At 71.3% G+C, this 22,104-nt stretch carries 19 protein-coding genes; 9 read left to right on the top strand and 10 right to left on the bottom strand.

Annotated features, from left to right (window positions below; all coding sequences use genetic code 11):
- Window positions 1-10 precede the first annotated feature (10 nt).
- From hisC to HS041_RS05380, 6 genes are all read right to left on the bottom strand, one after another.
- Window positions 11-1,072: a histidinol-phosphate transaminase gene (gene hisC, locus HS041_RS05405; RefSeq protein ID WP_196439383.1), complete on the bottom strand. Its 1,062-nt coding sequence runs from the start codon at window positions 1,070-1,072 to the stop codon at window positions 11-13.
- 94 nt (window positions 1,073-1,166) lie between these two features.
- Window positions 1,167-1,841: an NUDIX hydrolase gene (locus HS041_RS05400; protein WP_307845179.1), complete on the bottom strand. Its 675-nt coding sequence runs from the start codon at window positions 1,839-1,841 to the stop codon at window positions 1,167-1,169.
- Between the two features lie 19 nt (window positions 1,842-1,860).
- Window positions 1,861-3,693, bottom strand: coding sequence for a DUF4434 domain-containing protein (locus tag HS041_RS05395; RefSeq protein ID WP_196439381.1), 1,833 nt, complete (start codon window positions 3,691-3,693; stop codon window positions 1,861-1,863).
- Between the two features lie 69 nt (window positions 3,694-3,762).
- Window positions 3,763-4,851, bottom strand: a complete 1,089-nt coding sequence (locus tag HS041_RS05390) for a glycosyltransferase (protein WP_196439380.1) — start codon at window positions 4,849-4,851, stop codon at window positions 3,763-3,765.
- A 19-nt stretch (window positions 4,852-4,870) separates the two neighbouring features.
- The gene (locus tag HS041_RS05385; RefSeq protein ID WP_196439379.1) at window positions 4,871-6,133 is read right to left on the bottom strand and encodes a nucleotide sugar dehydrogenase; all 1,263 of its coding nucleotides are present in this window, start codon (window positions 6,131-6,133) and stop codon (window positions 4,871-4,873) included.
- 129 nt (window positions 6,134-6,262) lie between these two features.
- Complete coding sequence (locus HS041_RS05380) at window positions 6,263-7,867, bottom strand: glycosyltransferase family 4 protein (RefSeq protein WP_230878433.1); 1,605 nt, start codon at window positions 7,865-7,867, stop codon at window positions 6,263-6,265.
- Window positions 7,868-7,996: 129 nt separating this feature from the next.
- Here HS041_RS05380 and wecB point away from each other — a divergent pair, with 129 nt between their 5' ends.
- From wecB to HS041_RS05365, 3 genes are all read left to right on the top strand, one after another.
- Window positions 7,997-9,178, top strand: a complete 1,182-nt coding sequence (wecB, locus tag HS041_RS05375) for a non-hydrolyzing UDP-N-acetylglucosamine 2-epimerase (RefSeq protein WP_230878432.1) — start codon at window positions 7,997-7,999, stop codon at window positions 9,176-9,178.
- A 62-nt stretch (window positions 9,179-9,240) separates the two neighbouring features.
- Window positions 9,241-11,313, top strand: coding sequence for a glycosyltransferase family protein (locus HS041_RS05370; protein WP_196439377.1), 2,073 nt, complete (start codon window positions 9,241-9,243; stop codon window positions 11,311-11,313).
- Window positions 11,314-11,483: 170 nt separating this feature from the next.
- The gene (locus tag HS041_RS05365) at window positions 11,484-12,290 is read left to right on the top strand and encodes an SDR family NAD(P)-dependent oxidoreductase (RefSeq protein WP_196439376.1); all 807 of its coding nucleotides are present in this window, start codon (window positions 11,484-11,486) and stop codon (window positions 12,288-12,290) included.
- Between the two features lie 61 nt (window positions 12,291-12,351).
- On the opposite strand, the gene HS041_RS05360 is transcribed toward HS041_RS05365, so the two are convergent.
- Complete coding sequence (locus HS041_RS05360; RefSeq protein WP_196439174.1) at window positions 12,352-12,606, bottom strand: hypothetical protein; 255 nt, start codon at window positions 12,604-12,606, stop codon at window positions 12,352-12,354.
- A gap of 581 nt (window positions 12,607-13,187) precedes the next feature.
- On the opposite strand from HS041_RS05360, the gene HS041_RS05355 reads away from it, so the two are divergent.
- Together HS041_RS05355 and HS041_RS05350 are read left to right on the top strand one after the other, a co-directional pair.
- Window positions 13,188-13,925, top strand: coding sequence for a maleylpyruvate isomerase family mycothiol-dependent enzyme (locus HS041_RS05355; RefSeq protein WP_196439375.1), 738 nt, complete (start codon window positions 13,188-13,190; stop codon window positions 13,923-13,925).
- A gap of 30 nt (window positions 13,926-13,955) precedes the next feature.
- Window positions 13,956-14,759 carry an MBL fold metallo-hydrolase gene (locus tag HS041_RS05350; protein ID WP_196439374.1) on the top strand — a complete coding sequence of 268 codons (804 nt, stop codon included), beginning with the start codon at window positions 13,956-13,958 and terminating at the stop codon, window positions 14,757-14,759.
- A 54-nt stretch (window positions 14,760-14,813) separates the two neighbouring features.
- Here HS041_RS05350 and HS041_RS39160 read toward each other — a convergent pair whose 3' ends face one another.
- The 3 genes from HS041_RS39160 to HS041_RS05335 form a co-directional block, all read right to left on the bottom strand.
- A complete protein-coding gene (locus HS041_RS39160; protein ID WP_196439373.1) occupies window positions 14,814-16,313 on the bottom strand; it encodes an SPFH domain-containing protein in 1,500 nt (499 codons plus the stop codon).
- Window positions 16,314-16,343: 30 nt separating this feature from the next.
- Window positions 16,344-16,550, bottom strand: a complete 207-nt coding sequence (locus HS041_RS05340) for an NfeD C-terminal domain-containing protein (RefSeq protein ID WP_230879048.1) — start codon at window positions 16,548-16,550, stop codon at window positions 16,344-16,346.
- 272 nt (window positions 16,551-16,822) lie between these two features.
- Window positions 16,823-17,851 carry an acyltransferase family protein gene (locus tag HS041_RS05335; RefSeq protein WP_196439372.1) on the bottom strand — a complete coding sequence of 343 codons (1,029 nt, stop codon included), beginning with the start codon at window positions 17,849-17,851 and terminating at the stop codon, window positions 16,823-16,825.
- A 443-nt stretch (window positions 17,852-18,294) separates the two neighbouring features.
- Here HS041_RS05335 and HS041_RS05330 point away from each other — a divergent pair, with 443 nt between their 5' ends.
- From HS041_RS05330 to HS041_RS05315, 4 genes are all read left to right on the top strand, one after another.
- Window positions 18,295-20,682: a sensor histidine kinase gene (locus tag HS041_RS05330; protein WP_196439371.1), complete on the top strand. Its 2,388-nt coding sequence runs from the start codon at window positions 18,295-18,297 to the stop codon at window positions 20,680-20,682.
- A 61-nt stretch (window positions 20,683-20,743) separates the two neighbouring features.
- The gene (locus HS041_RS05325) at window positions 20,744-21,151 is read left to right on the top strand and encodes a roadblock/LC7 domain-containing protein (protein ID WP_196439370.1); all 408 of its coding nucleotides are present in this window, start codon (window positions 20,744-20,746) and stop codon (window positions 21,149-21,151) included.
- Window positions 21,148-21,495 carry a DUF742 domain-containing protein gene (locus HS041_RS05320; RefSeq protein WP_196439369.1) on the top strand — a complete coding sequence of 116 codons (348 nt, stop codon included), beginning with the start codon at window positions 21,148-21,150 and terminating at the stop codon, window positions 21,493-21,495. The genes HS041_RS05325 and HS041_RS05320 overlap by 4 nt, the downstream gene beginning before the upstream one ends.
- Window positions 21,476-22,051: a GTP-binding protein gene (locus tag HS041_RS05315; RefSeq protein WP_196439368.1), complete on the top strand. Its 576-nt coding sequence runs from the start codon at window positions 21,476-21,478 to the stop codon at window positions 22,049-22,051. Before HS041_RS05320 ends, HS041_RS05315 begins: the two co-directional genes overlap by 20 nt.
- Window positions 22,052-22,104 lie beyond the last annotated feature (53 nt).

The following is a 22,104-nucleotide window of genomic DNA, read 5'->3' as shown; positions in this document are numbered from 1 at the left end:
CCCGAGGGCGTCAGGCCTTCTTGAAGGCCGCTGCGGCGGCCAGGAAGGCGTCGTTGGCCTCCGGGCTCCCGATGGAGATCCGGGCGCCCTCGTCGGCGAAGGGCCGCACCGCGACGCCCTCGGCCGCGCACGCCCCGGCGAAGTCGAGCGTGCGCTCGCCCAGCCGGAGCCAGACGAAGTTGGCCTCGGTGGCGGGCACCGTCCAGCCCTGGGCGATCAGCGCCTCGCGGACCCGGGTGCGCTCCTTGACCACGGCCTCGACCCGCTCCAGCAGCTCGTCCTCCGCCTCCAGGGAGGCGACCGCGGCGGCCTGGGCGAGGTGGTTGACCGCGAAGGGCACCATCGTCTTCCGCACCGCGGCGGCCACCGGCTCGTTCGCGATCAGGTAGCCGACCCGGAGCCCGGCCAGGCCGTACGCCTTGGAGAACGTGCGCAGGACCGCCACGTTCGGCCGGTCGCGGTAGACCGTCAGGCCGTCGGTGACGTCGGCGTCCCTGACGTACTCCCGGTAGGCCTCGTCGAGCACGACGAGCACGTCCTCCGGGACCCGGTTCAGGAAGGCCTCCAGCTCGGCCGCGTGCACGACCGTGCCGGTGGGGTTGTTCGGGTTGCAGACGAAGATCATACGGGTGTTCGGGGTGATCGCCTCGGCCATCGCCTCCAGGTGGTGGGTCTCCTCCACCAGGGGGACCCGGACCGAGGTCGCCCCGGCCAGGTCGGCCAGGAGCGGGTAGGCCTCGAACGACCGCCAGGCGTAGACCACCTCGGCGCCCGGCTCGCTGACGGTCTCGAAGAGCTGCTGGGCCACGGTGACCGAGCCCGCGCCGAGCGCGACGTGCTCGGGCGGCACGCCGTACCGCTCGGCGAGCGCGTTGGCGAGCCCGGTCGCCGCCGGATCGGGATAGCGGTGGATCTCCGTCGCGGCCTTCGCCACCGCCTCGACGACCGAGGGCAGCGGGTCGTACGGAGACTCGTTGGATGACAGCTTGAAGGACCGGCCGTCGGCGGACACCACGGCCTTGCCCGCCTTGTAAGCAGGCATTGTGTCCAGGATCGCACGGAAACGAGGCATGGCCTTACCTTATGAGGAGCGGGCGGATGGGGCATCATCCTGGGACACCGGAGGCGAGAGCCTGCCCGACCGGGAGGGCGGGCGGTCAGTGCGGCTAGTCCTTGAGCGAGCGGAGCATCGGGGGGTGCAGCAGCTCGGCGCGGCCCCGGCGGTAGAGCTTGGCGGGACGGCCGCCGTCGCGGGTGGTGGTGCGGCCGGTCGGGATCAGGAAGCCGTCGGCCTTGGTGACCTTGCGGTGGAAGTTTCGCGGGTCCAGGGGACGGCCCCAGACGATCTCGTAGACCCGGCGCAGGTCGGCGACGGTGAACTCGGACGGGCAGAAGGCCGAGCCCAGCGTGCTGTACTCCAGCTTGGCGCGGGCCCGCTCGATGCCGTCGACCATGATCCTGCGGTGGTCGAAGGCCATGGACGTGAGGGCCGCGACCGGCTGCCAGCTCATGTGGGCCTCGGTGGAGGCGGGCAGGTCGGGGGCGAGGCCCAGATAGGCGACGCTCAGGACCCGCTGGCGGGGGTCGCGGTCGGGGTAGCCGTAGGTCTGGAGCTGCTCCAGATGGACCGGGGCGCCGGGCAGACCGGCACGCTCGGCCAGGACCCGGGCCGCGGCGGCGGGCAGGTCCTCGTCGAGTTGGATGAAGCCGCCGGACAGGGCCCAGTGTCCTTCGTAGGGCGGCCTGTCCCGCAGCCAGACGAGCGCGCTCAGCTCCTGGCCCCGCACCGTGAGGACGACCAGGTCCACGCTGACGGGGATCCGCGGAACCGGAGGAGTCACGGCAGGCACGTTACACCGGTCAGGCGGAGATGCGGACGTGCAACGGCTCGGCCGCGCTCCGCCCGTCGGCCGCGACGACCTCGACGCGCACCCAGGTCTCCGGGGGCACCTGGCTCCAGTCGAACGGAACCCAGGCCGTCCCCATCCCGGTGGGCGTGTCGGGAGGCGGCGGCGCGAGGTCCACTCCGGCGATGCCGACGGTCTTGGGCTCGTCCCGCCCCTCCCAGGTGATGGCCACTTTGTCGCCCCCGGACAGGTTGTAGCCGCGGATCTCGATGCCGTCCCGGATGTCACGCGGGAGCCGTACGGCATCCACCGGGATGGGCCGGTCGTGGTCCCGGGCGACCTCGTCGGCCAGGGAGGGGGTGCCGCAGGTGAAGAAGTCGCTCCACATGTAGGAGACGACCTTGGAGACGTACCGGCCGACCTGGGTGACGGCCTGGTCGAGCCTGTCCTTGGAGGTCCTGCCGCGCGTCCCCGTGCGGGGGCCGCAGGGCTGCGCGCCGGAGGGCTCGAACGCCTCCACGTTGGCCCAGAGCTGCACGTCGTGGCCCTGCTCCAGCATCCGGGCCCGGGCCGCGGCCATCTCCCGGTAGTAGTCGCGGGTCGAGCCGTGGTAGGCGTCGCCGTTGGTCACGCCCTCCCCCACGACCGGGCGGAGCAGGTCCTCCACCGGCTCGTCGCGCTCGTCCGGCCAGAACAGCCCGACCTTGCCGGTGCCCCGGCTGTCCTGCGGCGCGATGATCCCGACCCCGGTCCTGGCCAGGGCCTCGAAGCCCGCGGCCACCTGCTTGGGCGTGGCACTGAACGCCTTCTTCTTGCGCGCCTCCAGGTAGGGGCTGACCAGGACGGGCTTGTCCGGCATCACCTGCTCGACGATCTCGTGCTGCGAGGCGTAGACCCTGAGCGTCGGGTTGTCCTTCTCGGCGACCTCCGGGTCGTCCGAGCCGGTGTAGACCATGTCGCGCATCTGGAGCTCGAACGGCTGGTAGAAGCCGCCGAGCGAGGCCCGGCCCCGGAAGCGGGCGCCGTAGTCCTGCAGGATGCGCCGGGTGAGCGTGGTGAGCGTTTCGACGCCCCGTTCGGAGGCCCGGGTGCGCTGGGCCGGGTCGCGCGGGGCCAGCGGGAGGGCGGGGAAGACCTTCATCTTGAACCGGTCGCCGAGGTCCAGCAGCTCGGTGAGGCTGTCCGTCTCCGCCGCGGCGACCAGGACCATGTGGTAGTCGCGCCCCCGGGTGCTGAGGTTCCCGCAGGTGGCGTCGTCGCTGCCGTCGGCCGGAGCGATGATCCGGTAGAAGACCGTACGGCCCGCCTGGATCTTCTTCTCCACCGAGGGGCAGCGGAAGATGTCCGGTCCGAACGCCTCGTCGGTCCGGTAGACGAACGTCCACCTGATCCGGTTGCCCGGGTTCAGCGCCTTCAGGTCGCGCTCGGCCGCGGCCACGCAGGACAGCCCGTCGTCCTCGCACGGCGCGTACTTGGGATCGATCTCGCCTTCGGAGTCGAGGATCCGGCCGTCGCCGTCGACCCTCCGGGCCTGCAGACCCCAGCCGATCCGGATCACGGTGTCGCCGCCGACCTCGTGGATGGCGCGGAACTGCCGACGCCAGGTGCAGTGGTCGGCGGTCGGGATGAGCCAGTAACCGGTCACCGCGTACGGCGCGGTCACCCCCGTGTCGAACGTTCCACACGGATCGGTGAACTTGCCGGTCCCGGAAGTGGCGGCGGGGGCGGCGGCCGCGACCGGCGGGGTCTCCCGGGGCGGAGCCGAGCCGTCGGAGGGCAGGACCAGCGCGACGGCCGCCGCCACGGCGAGGATCGCCACGCCGAGGAGAGCGGTGAGCCAGCGCACGTTCAGGACACTACCGTTCCGGTGATCAGGCAGGCGTAAGGAAACGCGCCGTACGGGACGTGCGCGGCCTCAGTCCTTGACACCTGCCCACGTCTCCAGCTGGGCGACGAAACGGCGGGCCGAGTTCGGCCAGTGGTGGTTCGCACGGGCCGCCGCATACCCGCGGGCGCCCTGGGCATGCCGCTCCCGGACATCGTCACGGAGGGTGAGCACGGCCTGCGCCACGGCCTTGGGGTCCCGCCAGGGGACGACCACGCCGCTGTTGTAACGCTCGACCAGCTCCACGGCGCGCGGCGACGGAGTCGTGATGACCGGGATGCCGTGGGCCATGTACTCCACGATCTTCGTGGGCATGGAGTGGCGGTAGTTGGGCTCGTCGTGCAGGAGCGAGAGACCGGCCAGCGCGCCGTCGAGCCGCTTGAGCGCCTCGTCGTTCGGCATGAAGTCACGCCACTCCAGCAGGCCCTCGGTCACCGCCTCGTTGAGCAACGGCCGCGACTGCGGGTCGGCGTAGCCGATCAGCTCGACCGCCACCCGGTACGGCTGGAGCAGGCGGGCCACCTCGATGGCCTCGTGCACCCCGCGGGCCTCCGAGAGCCAGCCGAGATAGACGATCCGGTCGTCGCCCGGCTCGGTGACCCCGTCGGGCACCCACGTCTCGTTCGGCACCACCAGGTGGGCCTGGCGGAACCGCCCGGCGTAGGCGGTCTCGGCCAGGAGCAGGTGCAGGTGGCGCTCGGCCGTGCCCTCCAGCAGGCGGGCGAGGAAACGCACCGGCGGGCGGAGGAAGGCGGGCAGCCAGGGCTTGAGCGAGAGCGTCGCCGGGGTGTCCTCGTGCACGTCCCAGACCACCGGGGGACGCCTGCGCACGCCCGCCACCGCGAGCAGCAGCTCGGGGTCGTGGATGACCACCAGGTCGACCTGGTCGCGCATGCTCTTGAACACCTTGCGGGCGGCGCGCACGGCCGAGAGCCGCCTGCGCTCCGCCGCGCGGGGCAGGTCGACGCCGTTGACCCAGGACCGTGCCATGACACCCCGCGCGGTGTACGGCGCGGCATACGTGACCTCATGACCGGCATCCACGAGCGCGCGGATCTGCCGGTGCAGGATCCGGGCGTCCTCGGGGTGATGCACCACCGTCATGACGAGCACGTGCACTGCGCGCAGCCCTCCGTCGCTAGAGCCGCTCGACGCGTTCACCCTCGGCGAGCACGCCTCGGGTGTCGAGCACGAGCGTGCCGTGGTCTTCGACGGTCGTCAGGTCGAAGGCTGCGTGCTGCTGCAGCAGCAACGTGATGTCCGCTTCGGCGACCGCCTTGGCGAGGTTCTCCTCGCGTGGCACCGAAGTGCCGTCCACCTGCCATTCCTTGACGTAGGGATCGGCGAAGACCAGGTCGGCGCCGAGCTCCAGCAGCGCCCGGGCCACCGGCAGGGCCGGGGTCTCGCGCTCGTCGGCGATGTCGGGCTTGTAGGTGACGCCCAGCAGCAGCACCTTGGAGCCGTTGACGGCCTTCTTGTGCCGGTTGAGCAGCCGCTGCGCACGGGCCACCACGTAGGACGGCATCCGCTCGTTGATCTCCTGGGCCAGCTCCACGAACCGGAACGGGTAGCCCAGCTTGCGCACGGTGTAGGACAGGTAGGACGGGTCGACCGGGATGCAGTGGCCGCCGACGCCCGGGCCGGGCAGGAACTTCTGGAAACCGAACGGCTTGGTGGCCGCGGCCTCGATCGACTCCCAGAGGTTGATGCCGAGCTCGTCGCAGAAGATCGCCATCTCGTTGACGAGGGCGATGTTGACGTGCCGATAGGTGTTCTCCAGGAGCTTGGCCATCTCGGCCTCGCGGGTGCCGCTGACCGAGACGACCTGCTCGATGAACTGCGCGTAGAAAGCGGCGGCGACGTCGCGGCAGGCGTCGGTGTAACCGCCGACGACCTTGGGCGTGTTGCGCAGGCCGAACTTGGGGTTGCCCGGGTCGATGCGCTCGGGGGAGAAGGCGAGGTGGAAGTCCTTGCCCGCGACGAGCCCGGAGGACTCCAGCAGGGGACGGGCGACCTCGTCGGTGGTGCCGGGCCACGTGGTGGACTCCAGGACCACCAGCGAGCCGGCCGAGAGGTTGCGCGCGACCGTGGAGGTCGCGCCCTCCACCGCGGACAGGTCGGGCCGGTGGTCCTCATCCAGCGGGGTGGGGACGCAGATGACGATGGTGCGGCTCTCCGCCAGCACCTTCTCGTCCAGCGTCGCGCTGAAGCCGCTGACCAGCATGTGCTCGAGGTCGGCGTCGGTCAGGTCGTCGATGTAGGAGCGCCCGGCGTTGAGGGCGTCCACCTTGCGGGAGTCGACCTCGAAACCGACGACGCGCAGCCCTGCGGCCGTGGCCTCCTTGGCCAGCGGCATGCCGACGTAGCCCAGACCGATCACGGCCAGGTCGTAGCCGGTCACTGGGAGACCCTGGGGAGCCGGAAACAACACTTCATGGTCGCAAAGGTTATCTCAACTCGGCACAAGCCACGCCTGATGCAACCAAACGCATGGCAAACGTGAAGGATGTCCGTGATTGTCACCTGACAGTCAGCCGGCAATCGAGCGGTAGAGGTCACGATACGTCTCCGCGACCCGGCTCCACGTACGTTTCGCGGCGACCTCGGCCCTGCCGGCCTCACCCATCAGCGCCCGCCGTTCCGGGTCGTCGCGCAGTCCCGCGACCGCCTTGGCGAGCGCCTCGGGGTCCCCGGGGGCGACCAGCAGCCCCGCGCCGTCCGTGCCCACGAGCTCCGACAGAGCAGGCAGATCGCTGAGTACGACGGCCTTTCCGAGCGCCATCGCCTCGACAGGTTTCAATGGCGTAACAAGTCGGCAAACCCGCAGGTCCTCGCGGGGGCAGACGAAGATGTCGATCGCCGCCTGGGCCTGCAGGGCCTCTTCGGGACCGACCCTCCCGGGCAGGATCGCGATGTCCGACAGACCGAGGCTCTCGACCTGCTCCAGCAGGGCGGGCCTCTCCGCGCCGTCGCCGACGAGCAGCACCTTGACCGGGGTGCCCCGGTCGCGCAGGAGCGCCGCGGCGCTGATCATCGTCGCGAAGCCCTCGTAGGCCACGATGCTCGACACCGAACCCATGACGATCTCGTCGTCGCCGATGCCGTACGCCGCGCGGAACGCCGAACCGTCGTAGGAAGCGGTCAGCAGGGAGTCGTCCACCGCGTTGGGCGCCAGATAGATCTTCTCCCGGGGCACCCCCCGCTCGACGATCTCGGCGGCCATGGTCTCCGCGAGGGTGACCACGGCGTCGGCCGAGCGCATGATGAACGCCTCGCGGTCGCGCTGGAGCACGTGCCGCTGGCTGCCGACCCGCTTGGGGTCGCGGGAGGCCCAGGTCTCCTCCAGGAAACCCCGGACCTCGTAGACCATGGGCGTGCCGGTCCGCTCCCGCACCGCCAGCGCCACCGAGCCGTTGCGGTGGTCGGTCGCGGCGTGGATCACCTGCGGCCGGAGCGTCCTGACCAGCTCGGTCACCTCGCCGGCGCCGCGGATCATCCGCCCCTGGCTCTCGAACGGCACCTCGCCGCTGGGCAGCAGCCGGTGGTAGGGGATCCCGTCGAGCTCCTCGTACGGCGTGGCGTCGGCGTGGCCCTGCATCATCGGCCAGCCCCAGCTGGTGACGACGTGCGGGTCCAGGCCCGCGGCCTTCTGCGCGGTGACGATCCGGTGCGTGCGGACGGTGTAGCCGGCCTGGGTGTACGGCAGCGCGTTGGTGACGCAGTGCAGCACGCGGCCCTCGACCCGCTCGCCCACGATCACCTTGGACTTGGGCGGGATGGGGTTGGGCTGGATGGAGGCCAGCTCTCCGGCGTAGTAGGCGGCCCTGCGCTTGATGAAGGGGTACCTGGAGTGCGCCCTGAGCACCTCGGCGGCCTCGGTCATCCGGCCGGCGTCGAAGTGCTCCTTGGCCTCGTTCCACGGCCCCTGGACCATGCGCATGCCCAGCTTGCGCACGGTGCGCCTGAGGCGGCGCGCGACGGGCCAGGCGACGCTGCCCACGACGGGGCGCAGGCGCGGCGGAAGTGCCTCCGCGGCGGCCTGGGCGACACGCACGGGGTCGCTCTTGACCTTGGTCGCGACGACCCGGGAAACGATGATCGGATGCTGGGCGAACCCCTTGAGGAGTCCGCGCAAACCGGCACGCGCCGACTTCGCGGAAACCGTCGAGGGTGCTGAGGAGTCCGGCCGACTGGCGTCAGGTACCACGGTCGTGACCGTACCATAGGCAACGTTTGCCCCACTCCTCCACGAAAGGCGAGGTCAATGCGGGACTCAGCCCCGTCGCAGGCGGCCCCGGCCCCCGAGAAGGCCCCCGAAAATCCCCTCGTCCTGCACGTGTTGGGCGCCCGTCCCAACTTCGTGAAGGCCGCCCCCGTCGTGCGCGGCCTCGCCGAACTGGGGGTGCGGCAGGGCATCGTCCACACCGGTCAGCACTACGACGCGCTGATGTCGGACGTCTTCTTCGCCGACCTCGGGCTCCCCGACCCGATCGCCAACCTGGGCGTCGGCTCCGGCTCGCACGCCCGCCAGACGGCGGCCCTGCTCACCGGCCTGGAGGAGGTCGTGCTGGAGCACGGCCCCGCGCTGGTCGTCGTCTACGGCGACGTGAACTCGACGCTCGCCGCGATCCTGGTCTGCGCCAAGCTCGGCGTGCCGACCGCGCACGTCGAGGCGGGCCTGCGCTCCTTCGACCGCGGCATGCCCGAGGAGGTCAACCGGGTCGTCACCGACGCCCTGTCCGACATCCTCTTCGCCACCTCGCCGGACGCCCTGTCCCACCTGTCGAACGAGGGCGTGGACCCGGCGCGCGTCCACCTCGTCGGCAACCCGATGATCGACAGCCTGTTCTCCGCGCTCGACCGCCTCGACCCGGCCCCGGTGCGCGAGCGGCTGGGCCTGCCCGAGCGGTACGGCGTGGCCACCCTGCACCGCCCGGCCAACGTCGATGACCCGGCCGCCGCCGAGGAACTGGTCGACGCGGTCCTGCAGGTGAGCGAGCGCCTGCCGATCGTGGTCCCGATCCACCCGCGCGGGCGGGAGCGCCTGGCCGCGGCCGGGCTGGTGACCGGCGGCAACCTGCTGATCGTCGACCCGCTGGGCTACGTGGACTTCCTCTCCCTGGTCCGGGGCGCGTCCCTGGTCGTCACCGACTCCGGCGGGGTGCAGGAGGAGACGACCATGCTCGGCGTGCCCTGCCTGACCGTCCGGCCCAACACCGAGCGGCCGGTCACCGTCACCCACGGGACCAACCGCCTGGTCACCCCGGCCTTGCTCCCGGCCGCCGCCGACAAGGCCCTGGCCGACGGCGCGGCGACGCCCTCGGGGGAGCTGCCCCCGCTCTGGGACGGCAAGGCCGGCCCCCGGATCGCCCGGGTGATCACCTCCTGGCTGGAGGGGGAGAACCTCTCCCCGGCGTCTCAGGCCGTACCGCCCAAATCCCTGTAAAACGGCTCTTTCTGTACGGCGCACGCCGTACGCTGGCACGACCCCGGACGAAGGCGATCCCCATGACTTCCCCCGCGAGCGAAGAGACCCCCGAAGAGCCGGCGTTCCAGCGCCTGGGACCCGTCAACTGGCTGCCCGAGGACCGCAAGGTCATCGAGCGCTTCGAGGAGCGCGTCCGGGACCTGGAGCGGCGCCTGGCGATCGCCGAGGCCCGCGCGGACTACGCCCAGTGGAAGCTGGAGTCGACCAAGGTCCAGCGGCCGTACCGGGTGGCCGAGGCGCTGACCGGGTCGAAGGGGACCCCGGGGCTGGTCCGGCTGCCGGGGAAGCTGAAGGCCGCGATGCGGCCCCGCAAGGGACCCGCGGCGCCGCGGCCGGTGGCGGAGGTCGTCGCCGAGCTCGACAGCCGGGGACCGGCCGTGGACGTGCCCCAGGTGAAATGGCCGGACGGGCCGATCGTGCGGCCGGACATGAAGGTCGCGGTCATCCTGGACGACTTCTCCCGGATGGCGTTCAAGTACGAGTGGGACCAGATCGAGTTCGGGCTGCGCGACTGGCCGGAGATCTTCGCCGAGCGCCGGCCCGAGCTGCTGTTCGTGGAGTCGGCCTGGCACGGCAACCAGGGCCGCTGGCGCTACCAGATGACCGGGACCAACGCGCCCAAGCCGGAGCTGCGCGCACTGATCGACTGGTGCCGTGCGGAGGGGATCCCGACGGTCTTCTGGAACAAGGAGGACCCGCCGAACTTCGACTTCTTCATCGACACGGCCAAGCTGTTCGACTACGTGTTCACGTGTGACGGCGACATGGTGCCGAAATATCGCGAGATTCTGGGACACGATCGGATCGACGTCCTGCAGTTCGCGGCCCAGCCCCGGGTGCACAACCCGATCCAGGACAAGCAGGGCCGCCTGCACGACGTCGTCTTCGCGGGCATGTACTTCCGGGACAAGCACCCCGAGCGCCGCGAGCAGATGGAGACCGTCCTCGACCCGATCCGCGAGCTGGGCCTGCACATCTTCGCCCGCAACGGCACGGTCGACGAGAAGTACGCCTGGCCGGAGAAGTACGTCCCCCACATCGTGGGCGAGCTGCCGTACGACCGGATGCTGGCCGCGTACAAGATGTACAAGGTCTTCCTCAACGTGAACTCGGTGCTCGACTCGCCGACCATGTGCGCCCGCCGCGTCTTCGAGCTGTCGGCCTGCGCGACCTCGGTCGTCTCCGGCTGGTCCCGGGCCATCGAGGAGACCTTCGGGGAGCTGATCCCGATCGCCCGCGACGGGCTGGAGTCCTACAACCAGGTCCTGCACCTGATCAACAGCCCCGAGCTCCGCGCCCGCCAGGGTCACCTGGCCATGCGCGAGGTCTTCGACAAGCACCTGTTCTCGCACCGCGTGGACCAGATCCTCCAGCTCCTCGGCAAGCCCGTCACGCCGAGGACCCGCTCGGTCTCCGTGGTGCTGCCCACCAACCGGCCCTCCCAGATCGAGCACGCCATCTCCTCGGTGGCCCGGCAGATCCACCGGCCCCTGCAACTGGTGATGGTCCTGCACGGCATGGACATCGACCCGGTGGTCGTCGCAGACAAGGCCCGGATGGCCGGGATCTCCGACGTGGTGGTGCTCCCGGCCGACCCGTCGATGTCCCTGGGCGCCTGCATGAACATGGGCATCGCCGCCGCCGAGGGCGAGCTGATCGCCAAGATGGACGACGACAACCTCTACGGCGCGCACTACCTGTCGGACCTGGTCCGCGCGTTCGACTACTCCGACGCCGAGCTGGTCGGCAAGGGCGCCCACTACGCCTACTTCGAGAGCCGCAACACCACGATGCTCCGCATGCCCGGCCTGGAGCACCGTTACGCCTGGCTGGTCCAGGGCGGCACGTTCCTCGGCAAGGCCGACATGTTCCGCCACTACGGCTTCGAGGACGTCACCCGCGGCGAGGACACCCGCCTGGTCCGCCGGCTGAAGGAGGACCGCGTCAAGATCTACTCTGCCGACCGGTTCAACTTCGTCTACTGGCGCAGCGGCGACCCGGCGATGCACACCTGGCAGCCCGACGACCACAAGCTCACCCGCGGCGCGCAGTTCTCCTTCGTCGGCCACCCCGAGGCCCACGTGATGATCTGACGCCCGTACGGCATGCCGCCGCCCGGGGCCCGCGGGGAGTCCCGACCCCGGGCGGGCACGTCACATCGATGTCCGGAAGCTTCCACAATGGGACGTCTGATTCCCGCAAGTCCTCGGGAGGCGCCCCAACTACCTTCGTGATCACAACGATCGCGAAGGGAACACCGCTTATGGATCTGCAGCTTTCCGGCAAGGTGGCCGTCGTCACCGGCGCCTCCAAGGGCATCGGGCTGGCCGTGGTGCGCACACTGCTGGCGGAGGGCGCCCGTGTGGTGGCCGCCTCCCGCAAGACCGGCGCCGAACTGGACGCGCTGACCGGCGCGGACCTGGTGCACGTGCCGGTCGACCTGATGGACCCCGAGGCGCCCGGCCGGGTCGTGGCCCGCGCGGAGGAGGAGTTCGGGGGACTGGACATCCTGGTCAACAACGCCGGCGGCCCGCCGCCCGGGGTGAGCCTGCCGCGCTTCGGCTTCCTGACCCCTGACGACGCCGACTGGCGGGAGATGTTCGAGTTCAACCTCTTCTCCGTCGTCCGCGCGGTCCGGGCCGCCGTCCCGCTCATGCTCCGGCGCGGCGGCGGCGCGATCGTCAACGTCTCCTCCGTCCTCGCCCGCCAGCCCGCTCCCATGAACGTCGACTACAACGCGGCCAAGGCCGGCCTGAACAACCTCACCAAGGCGCTGTCGGAGGAGTTCGGCCCCCAGGGCATCCGGGTGAACACGGTCTCCCCCGGCCCCGCGCGCACGGCGTGGTGGACCGAGGGGGGCGGCGCGGCCGACATCCTGGCCGCCGCGACGGGCGCCGACCGCGACGCCGTGATGGACAGCGTGGCGCCGGAGATGATGAAGCTGACCACCGGCCGCCTGGCGGATCCGCAGGAGATCGCCGACGTGGTCGCCCTGCTCGTCTCGCCGCGCTCGGCCAGCACCACCGGCGCGGAGTTCGCCGTCGACTCGGGCTTCCTCAAAGCCGTCTGAGCCGACCGGCCGGATGTCGTCCCGCGGGGCTCCGGCCCGGTGGCGGACGCGGCAGGCGGGGTCAGGCGGTGGGGAAGGGACCGGTGTACTCGGTGTAGTCGGAGACGCCGTCGCCGTTGAGGTCGACGCGGACCTCGTCGGCGTAGCCGTCGCCGTCGTGGTCGAGGTAGACCACGTCGGTGACGCCGTCGCCGTCGGTGTCGTAGCGCTCCTCGTCGGCCACGTTGTCGCCGTCGGTGTCGATGAGCTGGGCGTCGGTGCCGCCGTCGCCGTCGGTGTCGTAGTAGTCGGTGGCGGTGACGTCGAAGTCGCTCATCTGCTTTTCCATTCTGTTCGGTGGGTTCGTCAGATAAGAGGGGCGATCCCGGGGGTTTGTTACAGCGACTTCCAAGATTTTCCCGGGCTTCTTCGGAGGCGTCGCCGTGCACCCCTTCCCAGTGCTGCGGTGTGCGCCCTTCTCCGGCCGGTGCGGGCCCGCCTCCTGCCGTGCCGGCGGGGATATCTGTCGGGAGCCGGCGGCGGCGGGCGACGCCGCCCTCGGCTCGATGTCCGCGTGAGGGGTGTCGCGCGTTCCCCAGGGGGCAGATGAGGAGTGAGCCGTCCGGGGACCTCCTGGCCGACCCGAGAAGCGCCTCTCGCACTTCCGCTCCTTCGTAGCTTCCGCATCGAGAACCCGGCACGCCGCCGCTCCGGCGGGCCGTTCCGGGGCCGGGGCCGTCCACCGCCTCCGCCGTCCCGGAAGGGCCGGAGACACCACGGCGAACGCCGGGATCACCGGACCCGCCGACCGCGGCCACCGCCGGCCCGACCGGCCGGAAGGCCGCCGCGGTCCGGCCGGCCAGGTCGCGGAGACGCGCTTCGCCGACATCCCGGAGAACCCGAGGCAGGTGACGCATCATGACGATGACCCAGGCGCCGATGATCGAACATCGGCAGGCGGCGGCCCTGACCGCCACCGAGAACGAGCGCTTCGTCGACCTCGTCCGCTCGCTGGGGCCCGATGACTGGTCCAAGCCGACCGACTGCCCCGCGTGGGACGTCCGCGCGATGGTCGGCCACGTGCTCGGGATGATGGAGTTCACCTGCTCGGTGCGGGAGTTCGTGCACGTCGTCCGGGCCGGGGGCACGGCGGCCGGAGAGCGGCCCGCCATCGACTGCATGACCGAGGTGCAGGTCGCCGATCGCGCCCACCTGACCCACCGGCAGCTCCTCGACCGGCTGGCCGCCGCGGCGCCGCGCACCTCCCGGATCCGCCGCAGGATGCCCGCGCCGCTGCGGCAGGTCACGATGCCGCAGGAGATCGAGGGGGTCACGGAGAACTGGCGACTGGGCTACCTGTTCGACGTGATCCTGACCCGCGACACCTGGATGCACCGCGCCGACATCTCCCGCGCCACCGGGCGCGAGATGGTGCTCACCCCCGACCACGACGGCCTCCTCGTGGCCGACGTGGTCGCCGAGTGGGCGCGCCGCCACGGCCGGCCGTACGTCCTCACCCTGTACGGCCCGGCGGGAGGCCACTTCCGCGGCGGTGGCGGCGGCGAGGAGATCACCCTCGACGCCGTCGAGTTCTGCCGGATCCTGTCCGGCCGCGGCACCGGCGCCGGGCTGCTCGGCCAGCCGGTGCCCTTCTGATCAGCCTGACCGTCCGAGGAGGGCGAGTCCATGCGAATCCACCGCCTCACATCCGACATCAGCGTCCTGAGCGATCCGCTCCCCGTGCCCGGAATCGGCTTCCTGGCCGTGAACTGCTTCGTCCTGCACGCCGCCGAGCCCGTCGTCGTCGACACCGGCCTCAGCCTGCCCGACCGGGGCTTCCTCGACGCGCTCGGCTCGGTCGTCGATCCGGGTGATGTGCGCTGGATCTGGCTGACCCACCCCGACCGGGACCATACCGGAGGGCTGTTCGACCTGCTCCGGGCCGCTCCGAGAGCGAAGGTGGTGACCACCTTCCTCAGCGTGGGAATCATGACGACCGAGCGACCGCTCCCGCTGGACCGGGTTCACCTGCTCAACCCGGGACAGTCCTTCGACGTGGGCGACCGCATGCTGACCGCTTTCCGCCCGCCGCTGTACGACAGCCCTGCCACAATGGGCTTCTTCGACCACGCGTCACGGGCCTGCTTCAGCTCGGACTGCTTCGGCGCGCCCCTGCCCTCGGCGGAGCTGGCCGAGAGCGACGAGGCCGGGAACGTCCCGGCCGACGAGCTGCGCTCCGCCCAGCTGCTCTGGGCCGCGGTCGACAGCCCCTGGGTGCACATGGTCGACCGGCAGACCTACCTCGCCACCCTGCGCCCCCTGCACGCCGCCGACCCCGACGTCATCCTCAGCACCCACCTCCCGCCCGCGGCAGGCCGTACATCGCAGTTCCTCGACACGCTCGCCGCGGCGCCCGCCGCCGACGCGTTCGTCGGTCCCGACCAGCAGGCCCTGGAGAAGATGCTCGCCGAGTTCGAACCGGTGGGCTGAGCCGCCGTACGGGAGCCCCGGTCACCACGGGGCGACCGGGGCTCCCAGGGGAGGTCAGGACGCGGTGTCCACGGCCTTCTGCGTGACGTCGGGCGCGGAGCCGTTGGGAACCGGAGCGGCGGGGGCGCCGCCGTTCAGGAGGGACCGGGCGAGGCCGAGCCCGGTGCCCCCGAGGGTCAGAGCCTTGGCCAGCATCTCCTCGATGCCCTGGGCGCCGTTCAGGACGACCATGTGATCGACGTTGCCGAACGCCTTCGAGCCCGCCTCCACGATCCTGGGCCAGTTCTCGGCGAGCTGCTGGGCGATGACCGCCTCCTGGTTCTCGGCCAGGGCCTCGGAGCGGGCGCGGATCGCCTCGGCCTCGGCCAGGCCCTTCGCCTTGGCCGCCTCGGCCTCCGCGAGTCCCTGCGCCTTCGCCGCCTCGGCTGCGGCCAGGCCGCGGGCCTTGGCGGCCTCGGCCTCGCCGAGACCGGTCGCCTTGGTCGCCGCCGCGGAGGCCTCACCGCGCAGCCGTACCGACTCCGCCTCGGCTGCGGCGGCCTGCTTGACCTGGGAGGCCTGGGCCGCGGCGCGCAGCTCGGTCTCGCGGGCCTCGGCCTCGGCCTGGGCGATGCGGGCGTCGCGCTCGGCCTGCGAGAGCGTCACGGTCTCGTAGGCCTTGGCGTCGGCGGGCTTGCGGACCTGCGCCTGGAGCCGCTGTTCGGCCAGGGCGGCCTCCAGCTCGGCGGCGCGGGTCTCCTGGACCACGACCTCCTGGCGGGCCGAGGCCTCCGAGAGAGGCCCGGCCTGGCGGGAGCGAGCCTGGGCCTCGTCGATCTCGGCCTGGTAGGAGGCCTGCTTGATCTGGGCGTCGCGCCAGGCGGCGGCCTTGTTGGCGGCGGCGATCTGCTCGGCCTCGGTGGCCTCCTGGTCGCGCTGGGCCTCGGCGATGCGGGCGGCGGCGGCGATCCTGGCGGCGTGCGGCTTGCCGAGGTTGGTGATGTAACCGGTCTCGTCGTCGATCTCCTGGATCTGCAGGGAGTCGACGATCAGGCCGAGCTTGATCATTTCGTCGGCGGCCGAGGCCCGGGTCTCGCCGGTCAGGCGCTCGCGGTTGAGGATGAGGTCCTCGACGGTCAGGTTGCCGATGATCGAGCGCAGGTGGCCGGTGAACAGCTCGTGGATCGCTCCGTTCATCGAGTCCTGCTGGTCGAGGAAGCGCCGGGCGGCGTTGGCGATGGAGTGCAGGTCGTCGCCGACCTTGTAGATCACCACGCCCTTCACGACCACCGGGATGCCCTGCTGCGTGACGCAGGAGACCTGGAGGTTGGCGGCGCGGCTGTCCAGCCGGAGCCGGCGGGCGGTCTGGAAGCCGGGGAGCACGGCCGTGCCCTTGCCTGTGACGATCTTGAATCCCAGGCTGTCGGCCAGTTCGGACTTCCCGCGGGCGCCCAGCCCGGAGATGATCAACGCCTCGTTCGGCTCGGCCACCCGCCAGATCGCCTTGAACAACAGGATGAGAACGAGGACGGCGGCGACGGCCATCCCGCCGATGACGAGGAATTCCGTAGGCATCGTGACCTCCACGGTGCGGGAGAGGGGGAGTCAGGCGAGCGCGCGGGCGACGTAGACGGTCCGGGGCGGAAAGTACTCCACGACGACGATGATGGAGCCCACGGAGATCTCCTCGTCGGGGACGGTGGGGTGCGCGTAGAAGGCCTCGACGCCCCCGCGGACCTGGAGCATCACCTCACCGACCAGACCAGGGCCGATCCTGCCGGTGACCCTGCCCTGCTTTCCGACCACGCGCACCCCCGGACCGTCACCGAGCGGAATCCTGCATGCGGACGCTACTCCGACGGGTCCGGCTCCACCACCCGCCGGGGGCGGGCCGGACGCCACCGGCCCCCGTCGCGGCCCGCGCCGTTCGTCCCGCCCCGGCAACGAACGGGCCCGGCACCGCGTTCCCGCGGCCGTTTCCCGCACCCTTCCCGTTTCCGTTCCCGCTTCCGGTGCCCCGGTCTCCGCCCGCCGCACACCCCGCACCCCGCGCCCGCCACCCCGGCCCGGCGAGCGCGGTCCGCTCACGCGGGACGCCTCAGCCTGGTGAAGGCCCAGCTCATCCGGGGCTCGACCGCCCAGCGGGCCGCCCTCCGCACCGGCGGCGTGCACAGCAGCGCGGCGAGCCCGACCCCGAAGGCCGCGACGACGGCCACTCCCGGCACGGTCGCGGCCCAGTCGCCGTAGAACCGCTCGGCGACCTTCACCACGAACCCGTGGAGCAGGTAGGCGTACATGGTCGCCGCGCCCAGGCCGGAGTACCAGGTCCGGCGGGACGGGGTCACGGCCAGGAACGCCGCGACCAGGAGCGCGCCCGCGGCCAGCAGGCCCAGCCGGATCAGGCTCCCGGTGAGGTCGTCCACCCCGATCGCCTCGTTCGCGTGCCGCCAGCGGATCCACTCGGTCTTCACCTCGGCGTGCACGGCCAGCGCGAGCGCGGCCCCGGCCGCCAGCGTGACCGCTCCGGCGATCCGGACCGCGCGCCGCCTGAGCCCGGCGAAGTGCTCGGGCCGGAGCATCAGGCCGAGCACGTAGAACGGGAGCAGGCCGAGCGTGCGGTTCATCGACAGCTCGTCGGGCAGGGCGCTCGTCCCCGACAGCAGCGAGAGCCCCACCGCGACCGCCAGCGGCCACCTGAGCTGCTGCCAGACCGGCGTGGACAGCCTCCACAGGAACAACGACATCAGGAACCAGGTCAGGTAGTACGGGTCGAGGAGGCTGATGTCGAGCCTGCCGTACATGATCAGCCGGGGCAGGGTGTAGGCCAGCTCGAAGATCACGTACGGCACGGCGAGCGTACTGATCAGCTTGCGCGCCTTGCCGGGAGAGAAGGTGAAATTCCGCGACAGGTAACCGCTGAGCACGATGAACAGCGGCATGTGGAACAGGTAGACGTAGAAGTACGCCGCACGCGCCACCCCCACGTCCCTCAGGTCCTCGATCAGATGCCCGGAGACCACCAGCACGATCGCCAGGAACTTGGCGTTGTCGAAGAACGGATCGCGGCCGGCCTCCCCGGGCAAGGCCGTCCGGACGGGGGCGGCGACGCTCACAGGCCCTCCTCCGTCGGACCTGCGAGCAAGCTGCTGTACTCATCGGCTCGCTCGCTGCGCTCACTCACAAGCCCTCCTCCGTCGGACCTGCGAGCAAGCTGCTGTACTCATCGGCTCGCTCGCTGCGCTCACTCACAAGCCCTCCTCCGTCGGACCTGCGAGCAAGCTGCCGTACCCATCGGCTCGCTGCGCTCACTCACAAGCCCCGGACTCTAACGAGGCCGCCGCGAACCTCCGGCCAACGCCGGGTGAAACCCGAAGGAACTCCGCACCCCACGGATACACCGGCGGTAGGGACACTGCCAGCGGAAACAGGACAGATGCGGATCCTCCACTGCGCCAAAACGTTAATCGGTGCTAGTCTCCTGTCCGATCTTCCGGAGGCGCATTTCATCCCCGAACAGCGCAAGCCTCCACACACTCAGAGGTTGGGACGAGTGGGCATGGGCTCTGGAAACCGCTCGATTCGGTTCAAGATCTTCTTGCTGCTGCTCCTGCCCCTGCTCTCCCTGAGCGCGCTGTGGGGCTTCGTGCTCAACCTCACCGTCGGCGACGGCACCGCCCTGCTCAGGGCCGACGCCCTCTACGAGATGGTCGGCGCGGCCTCCACCGAGCTGGGGAGCCAGCTCCAGGCCGAGCGGTCCCAGTCGTCGGTGGCGATCACCTCGCGGGTCCTCACCAGCGGCATCGGCGAGCAGCGCAGCCGTACCGACCTGGCGGTCAGGCGGTTCCGGGACGCCGCGCGAGGGTACCGGCCGGCCACCGCCGAACTCCGCGTCTCCGTGAACGAGACGCTCGGCAAACTCGACGGGCTCCGGGAGATCCGGGCCGGGATCGACGACGGGCAGAGCACCCGGCTGAGCGTGCTGTCGAGCTACAACCAGATCCTCGACTCGGTCTTCCTGCTGTACAGCCAGCTCGTCGCCGTCCCCGACCTGATGGTCTTCCAGCAGGCCACGGCGATGCAGGTGATGGGCAACGCCCGGGAGATGATGGCCAGGGAGAGCGCTCTGATCAGCGGCGCGCTGATCGACTCCCGGCTCTCCCCCGAGGAGCGCACCGCCTTCGCCGAGTACGCCGCCACCCGCGAGTTCCTGCACGCGCGCGGCCTGTCCGCGCTGGACGTCACCCTCGGCAGGCCCTACCGGGAGACCCTCAGCTCCACCGCCTTCGAGAAGTTCACCGCCATGGAGCGGGCCATCGTCTCGGGGACCGGGGACCGGCTGCCCGCCGAGGCCGGGCGCTGGTCGGAAGTCGTGAACCCCCTGGCGAACTGGCTCGACCGGCTCGGCGCCGCCTCCGGAACCGCGCTGGCCGAGCAGTCCGGGTCGCTGGCCACCGGCATCGTGATCCGGATCGCCGTCGCGGGCGGCGCCGGCCTGGTCGCGGTGATCGCCTCGATCGTCATCTCGGTCCGCTTCGGCCGCCGCCTCGCCGGCGAGCTGGCCGGCCTCCGCTCCACCGCGCTCGACCTGGCGGACGTACGGCTCCCGCGGCTGGTCACACGGCTCCGGCACGGCGAGGAGGTGGACGTGGAAGCCGAGGCCCCGGCCATCGAGCCGAGGGGCTCCGCCGAGATCCGCGACGTGGCCCGCGCCTTCGGCTCGGTGCAGCGCACCGCGGTCGAGGCCGCCGTCGGCCAGGCGCGCCTGCGCCGCGGCGTCAGCCAGGTCTTCGTCAACCTCGCCCGCCGCAAGCAGGGTCTGCTCCACCGCCAGCTCGCCCTGCTGGACAGCATGCAGCGCCGGGCGACCGACCCCGACAGCCTCGACGACCTGTTCCGGCTGGACCACCTGACCACGCGCATGCGCCGCCACGCGGAGGGACTCATCATCCTGTCCGGGGCCGCGCCCGGCCGGGTCTGGCACAGGCCGGTGCCGGTGGTCGACGCCGTCCGGGCGGCCATCGCCGAGGTGGAGGACTACAAGCGGGTCAACGTGGCGCCGCTGCCCGACGTCATGCTCGACGGGGGGGCCGTCGCCGACATCGCCCACCTCATCGCCGAGCTGATCGAGAACGCCACGGTCTACTCTCCGCCGCAGACCATGGTCACCGTGCGCGGTGAGATGGTGGCCAACGGCTTCGCCGTCGAGGTGGAGGACCGGGGGCTCGGCCTGGGCTCGGCGGAGTACGCGGAGATCAACGCGCGGCTGGCCGACCCGCCGGAGTTCGACCTGGCCGACAGCGACCGGCTGGGCCTGTTCGTGGTGGGGCGGCTCGCCGCCCGGCACGGGATCCAGATCGTCCTGCGCGCGTCCTCGTTCGGCGGCACCACGGCCATCGTGCTCATCCCACGCGGCGTGATCGCCGAGGCCGCCCCCGTCTCCGTCACCGCCGAGCGGCTCACCGGGCGTGCCGAGCTCCCCGAGGCCGCCTCCACGGCCGCGCTGGCTCCGGCCCCTTCCGCCGGCACCGGCCTGCCCCGCCGTACCAGGACGGTTCCCCGTAACCCCGAACCGGCCTCCCCGCCCCTCGCGGCGCCGACGCTCACCGTGGTCGCCGACCCGAGCCGCGCGGCGGGCACGGGCGGCACGAGCCGTACGGACGACGCGGAAGCGCCGGTTCGCGAGACCACCGGCCCCGGGAACCTGCCCCGCCGCGTACGGCAGGCGAACCTCGCCCCCCAGCTCCGCCAGGACGACCCCGCCCCGGACGGACCCGGCGGGTCCACCGGACCCGCCGGGCGGGAGCCGGAACCCGAACCGGCCGGACGCCGGCCGGAGGAGGCCCGTGCGCTGTTCTCCGCCTTCCAGGCGGGCACGCGACGCGGGCGCGAGGACCACGGAAACGACTTCGCATCCGACAAGAGCGGCGAAAAGGAGGACACGTGACCGGGCGGAGCGAGGACACCAGACACGGCATCATGGTCACAAGTCCTACAGAGGAGGTCACATGGCCGGGAAACTAAGCAACACCGGCGAACTCAACTGGCTCCTCGACGACCTGATCAGCAGGGTGGGCGCGGTACGGCAGGCGGTGATCCTGTCCACCGACGGGCTCGCCGTCGGCTTCTCCCAGGGTCTCAACCGGGAGGACGCCGAGCATCTCTCCGCCGTCGCCGCCGGTTTCCAGAGCCTTGCGCGCGGGGCCGGACGCCATTTCGGCGGCGGCGACGTCCGCCAGACCATCGTGGAGATGGAGTCGGCGTTCCTGTTCGTCACGGCCGCCGGGCAGGGAACCTGCCTCGCCGTGCTGAGCAACTCCGACGCCGACGTCGGCCACATCGCCTACGAGATGGCGATGCTGGTCAAGAGGGTCGGACAGCACATATCGGCCAATCCACGCCAAGGCTTGTCATGACCCACTGGATGGATGAGGAGGCCGGACCCGTGGTCCGGCCCTACGCGCTCGTCGGAGGCCGCACCCGGTCCTCCGGCGACGCGTTGGACCTGGTCGCCCTGGTCACCGCGACCGGGGCCGCGCCGTCCGGAGGGTTCGTCCCCGGACCGGAACAGGAACGCATCCTCGCCCTGGTCACCACCGCGACCTCGGTCGCAGACGTCGCCTCGGAGCTCGGCCTGCCGCTCGGCGTGGTCCGCGTCCTCCTGGGCGATCTGCAGGACCACGGCCTCATATCCATCGGACGCGCCTCGGCGAGTGAGCGCATTCTCAAGGAAGTGATCAATGGACTTCGAGCCCTCTGACGAACCCGTCGCGCTCAAGATCCTCATCGCGGGCGGCTTCGGTGTGGGCAAGACCACGCTCGTCGGCGCGATCAGCGAGATCCGTCCCCTCCGCACCGAGGAGGTGCTCTCCGACCGCGGCATCGGCATCGACGACACCGACGGCGTGGAGGGCAAGACCACCACCACGGTCGCGATGGACTTCGGCCGCATCACGATCAGGGAGGGCCTGGTCGTCTACCTGTTCGGAACGCCCGGCCAGGAACGCTTCTGGTTCATGTGGGACGAGCTGTCCTACGGCGCGCTGGGCGCGGTCGTGCTGGCCGACACCCGGCGGCTGACCGACTGCTTCCCCTCGATCGACTACTTCGAGCAGCGCGGCACGCCGTTCATCGTCGCGGTCAACTGCTTCGACGACGCCGACCGCTACGACACCGAGGACGTGCGCTCCGCCCTGGACCTGGACCCCGACGTCCCGGTGCTCATGTGCGACGTACGGCGCCGCGCGTCGGCCAAGACCGTGCTGATCACGCTCGTGGAGCACTCCCTGAAGGTGCTGACCGCGAGCCAGTCCTAGCACACGCCCGCCGCGGGGCTCCTTCCCTCTTCCCCGAGGGAGGGAGCCCCGTG

Origin of the sequence: Planomonospora sp. ID67723 (assembly GCF_015711605.1) — a bacterium.
GTDB lineage: Bacteria > Actinomycetota > Actinomycetes > Streptosporangiales > Streptosporangiaceae > Planomonospora_A.
This window is presented reverse-complemented; position numbering and strand designations above follow the sequence as displayed.

What these genes read in the sequence shown, in the direction of transcription:
- hisC (WP_196439383.1), bottom strand. Translation starts at nt 1,072, where the DNA reads ATGCCTCGTTTCCGTGCGATCCTGGACACAATGCCTGCTTACAAGGCG.
- wecB (WP_230878432.1), top strand. Translation starts at nt 7,997, where the DNA reads ATGCGGGACTCAGCCCCGTCGCAGGCGGCCCCGGCCCCCGAGAAGGCC.
- HS041_RS05370 (WP_196439377.1), top strand. Translation starts at nt 9,241, where the DNA reads ATGACTTCCCCCGCGAGCGAAGAGACCCCCGAAGAGCCGGCGTTCCAG.
- HS041_RS05365 (WP_196439376.1), top strand. Translation starts at nt 11,484, where the DNA reads ATGGATCTGCAGCTTTCCGGCAAGGTGGCCGTCGTCACCGGCGCCTCC.
- HS041_RS05360 (WP_196439174.1), bottom strand. Translation starts at nt 12,606, where the DNA reads ATGAGCGACTTCGACGTCACCGCCACCGACTACTACGACACCGACGGC.
- HS041_RS05355 (WP_196439375.1), top strand. Translation starts at nt 13,188, where the DNA reads ATGACGATGACCCAGGCGCCGATGATCGAACATCGGCAGGCGGCGGCC.
- HS041_RS05350 (WP_196439374.1), top strand. Translation starts at nt 13,956, where the DNA reads ATGCGAATCCACCGCCTCACATCCGACATCAGCGTCCTGAGCGATCCG.
- HS041_RS39160 (WP_196439373.1), bottom strand. Translation starts at nt 16,313, where the DNA reads ATGCCTACGGAATTCCTCGTCATCGGCGGGATGGCCGTCGCCGCCGTC.
- HS041_RS05330 (WP_196439371.1), top strand. Translation starts at nt 18,295, where the DNA reads ATGGGCTCTGGAAACCGCTCGATTCGGTTCAAGATCTTCTTGCTGCTG.
- HS041_RS05325 (WP_196439370.1), top strand. Translation starts at nt 20,744, where the DNA reads ATGGCCGGGAAACTAAGCAACACCGGCGAACTCAACTGGCTCCTCGAC.
- HS041_RS05320 (WP_196439369.1), top strand. Translation starts at nt 21,148, where the DNA reads ATGACCCACTGGATGGATGAGGAGGCCGGACCCGTGGTCCGGCCCTAC.
- HS041_RS05315 (WP_196439368.1), top strand. Translation starts at nt 21,476, where the DNA reads ATGGACTTCGAGCCCTCTGACGAACCCGTCGCGCTCAAGATCCTCATC.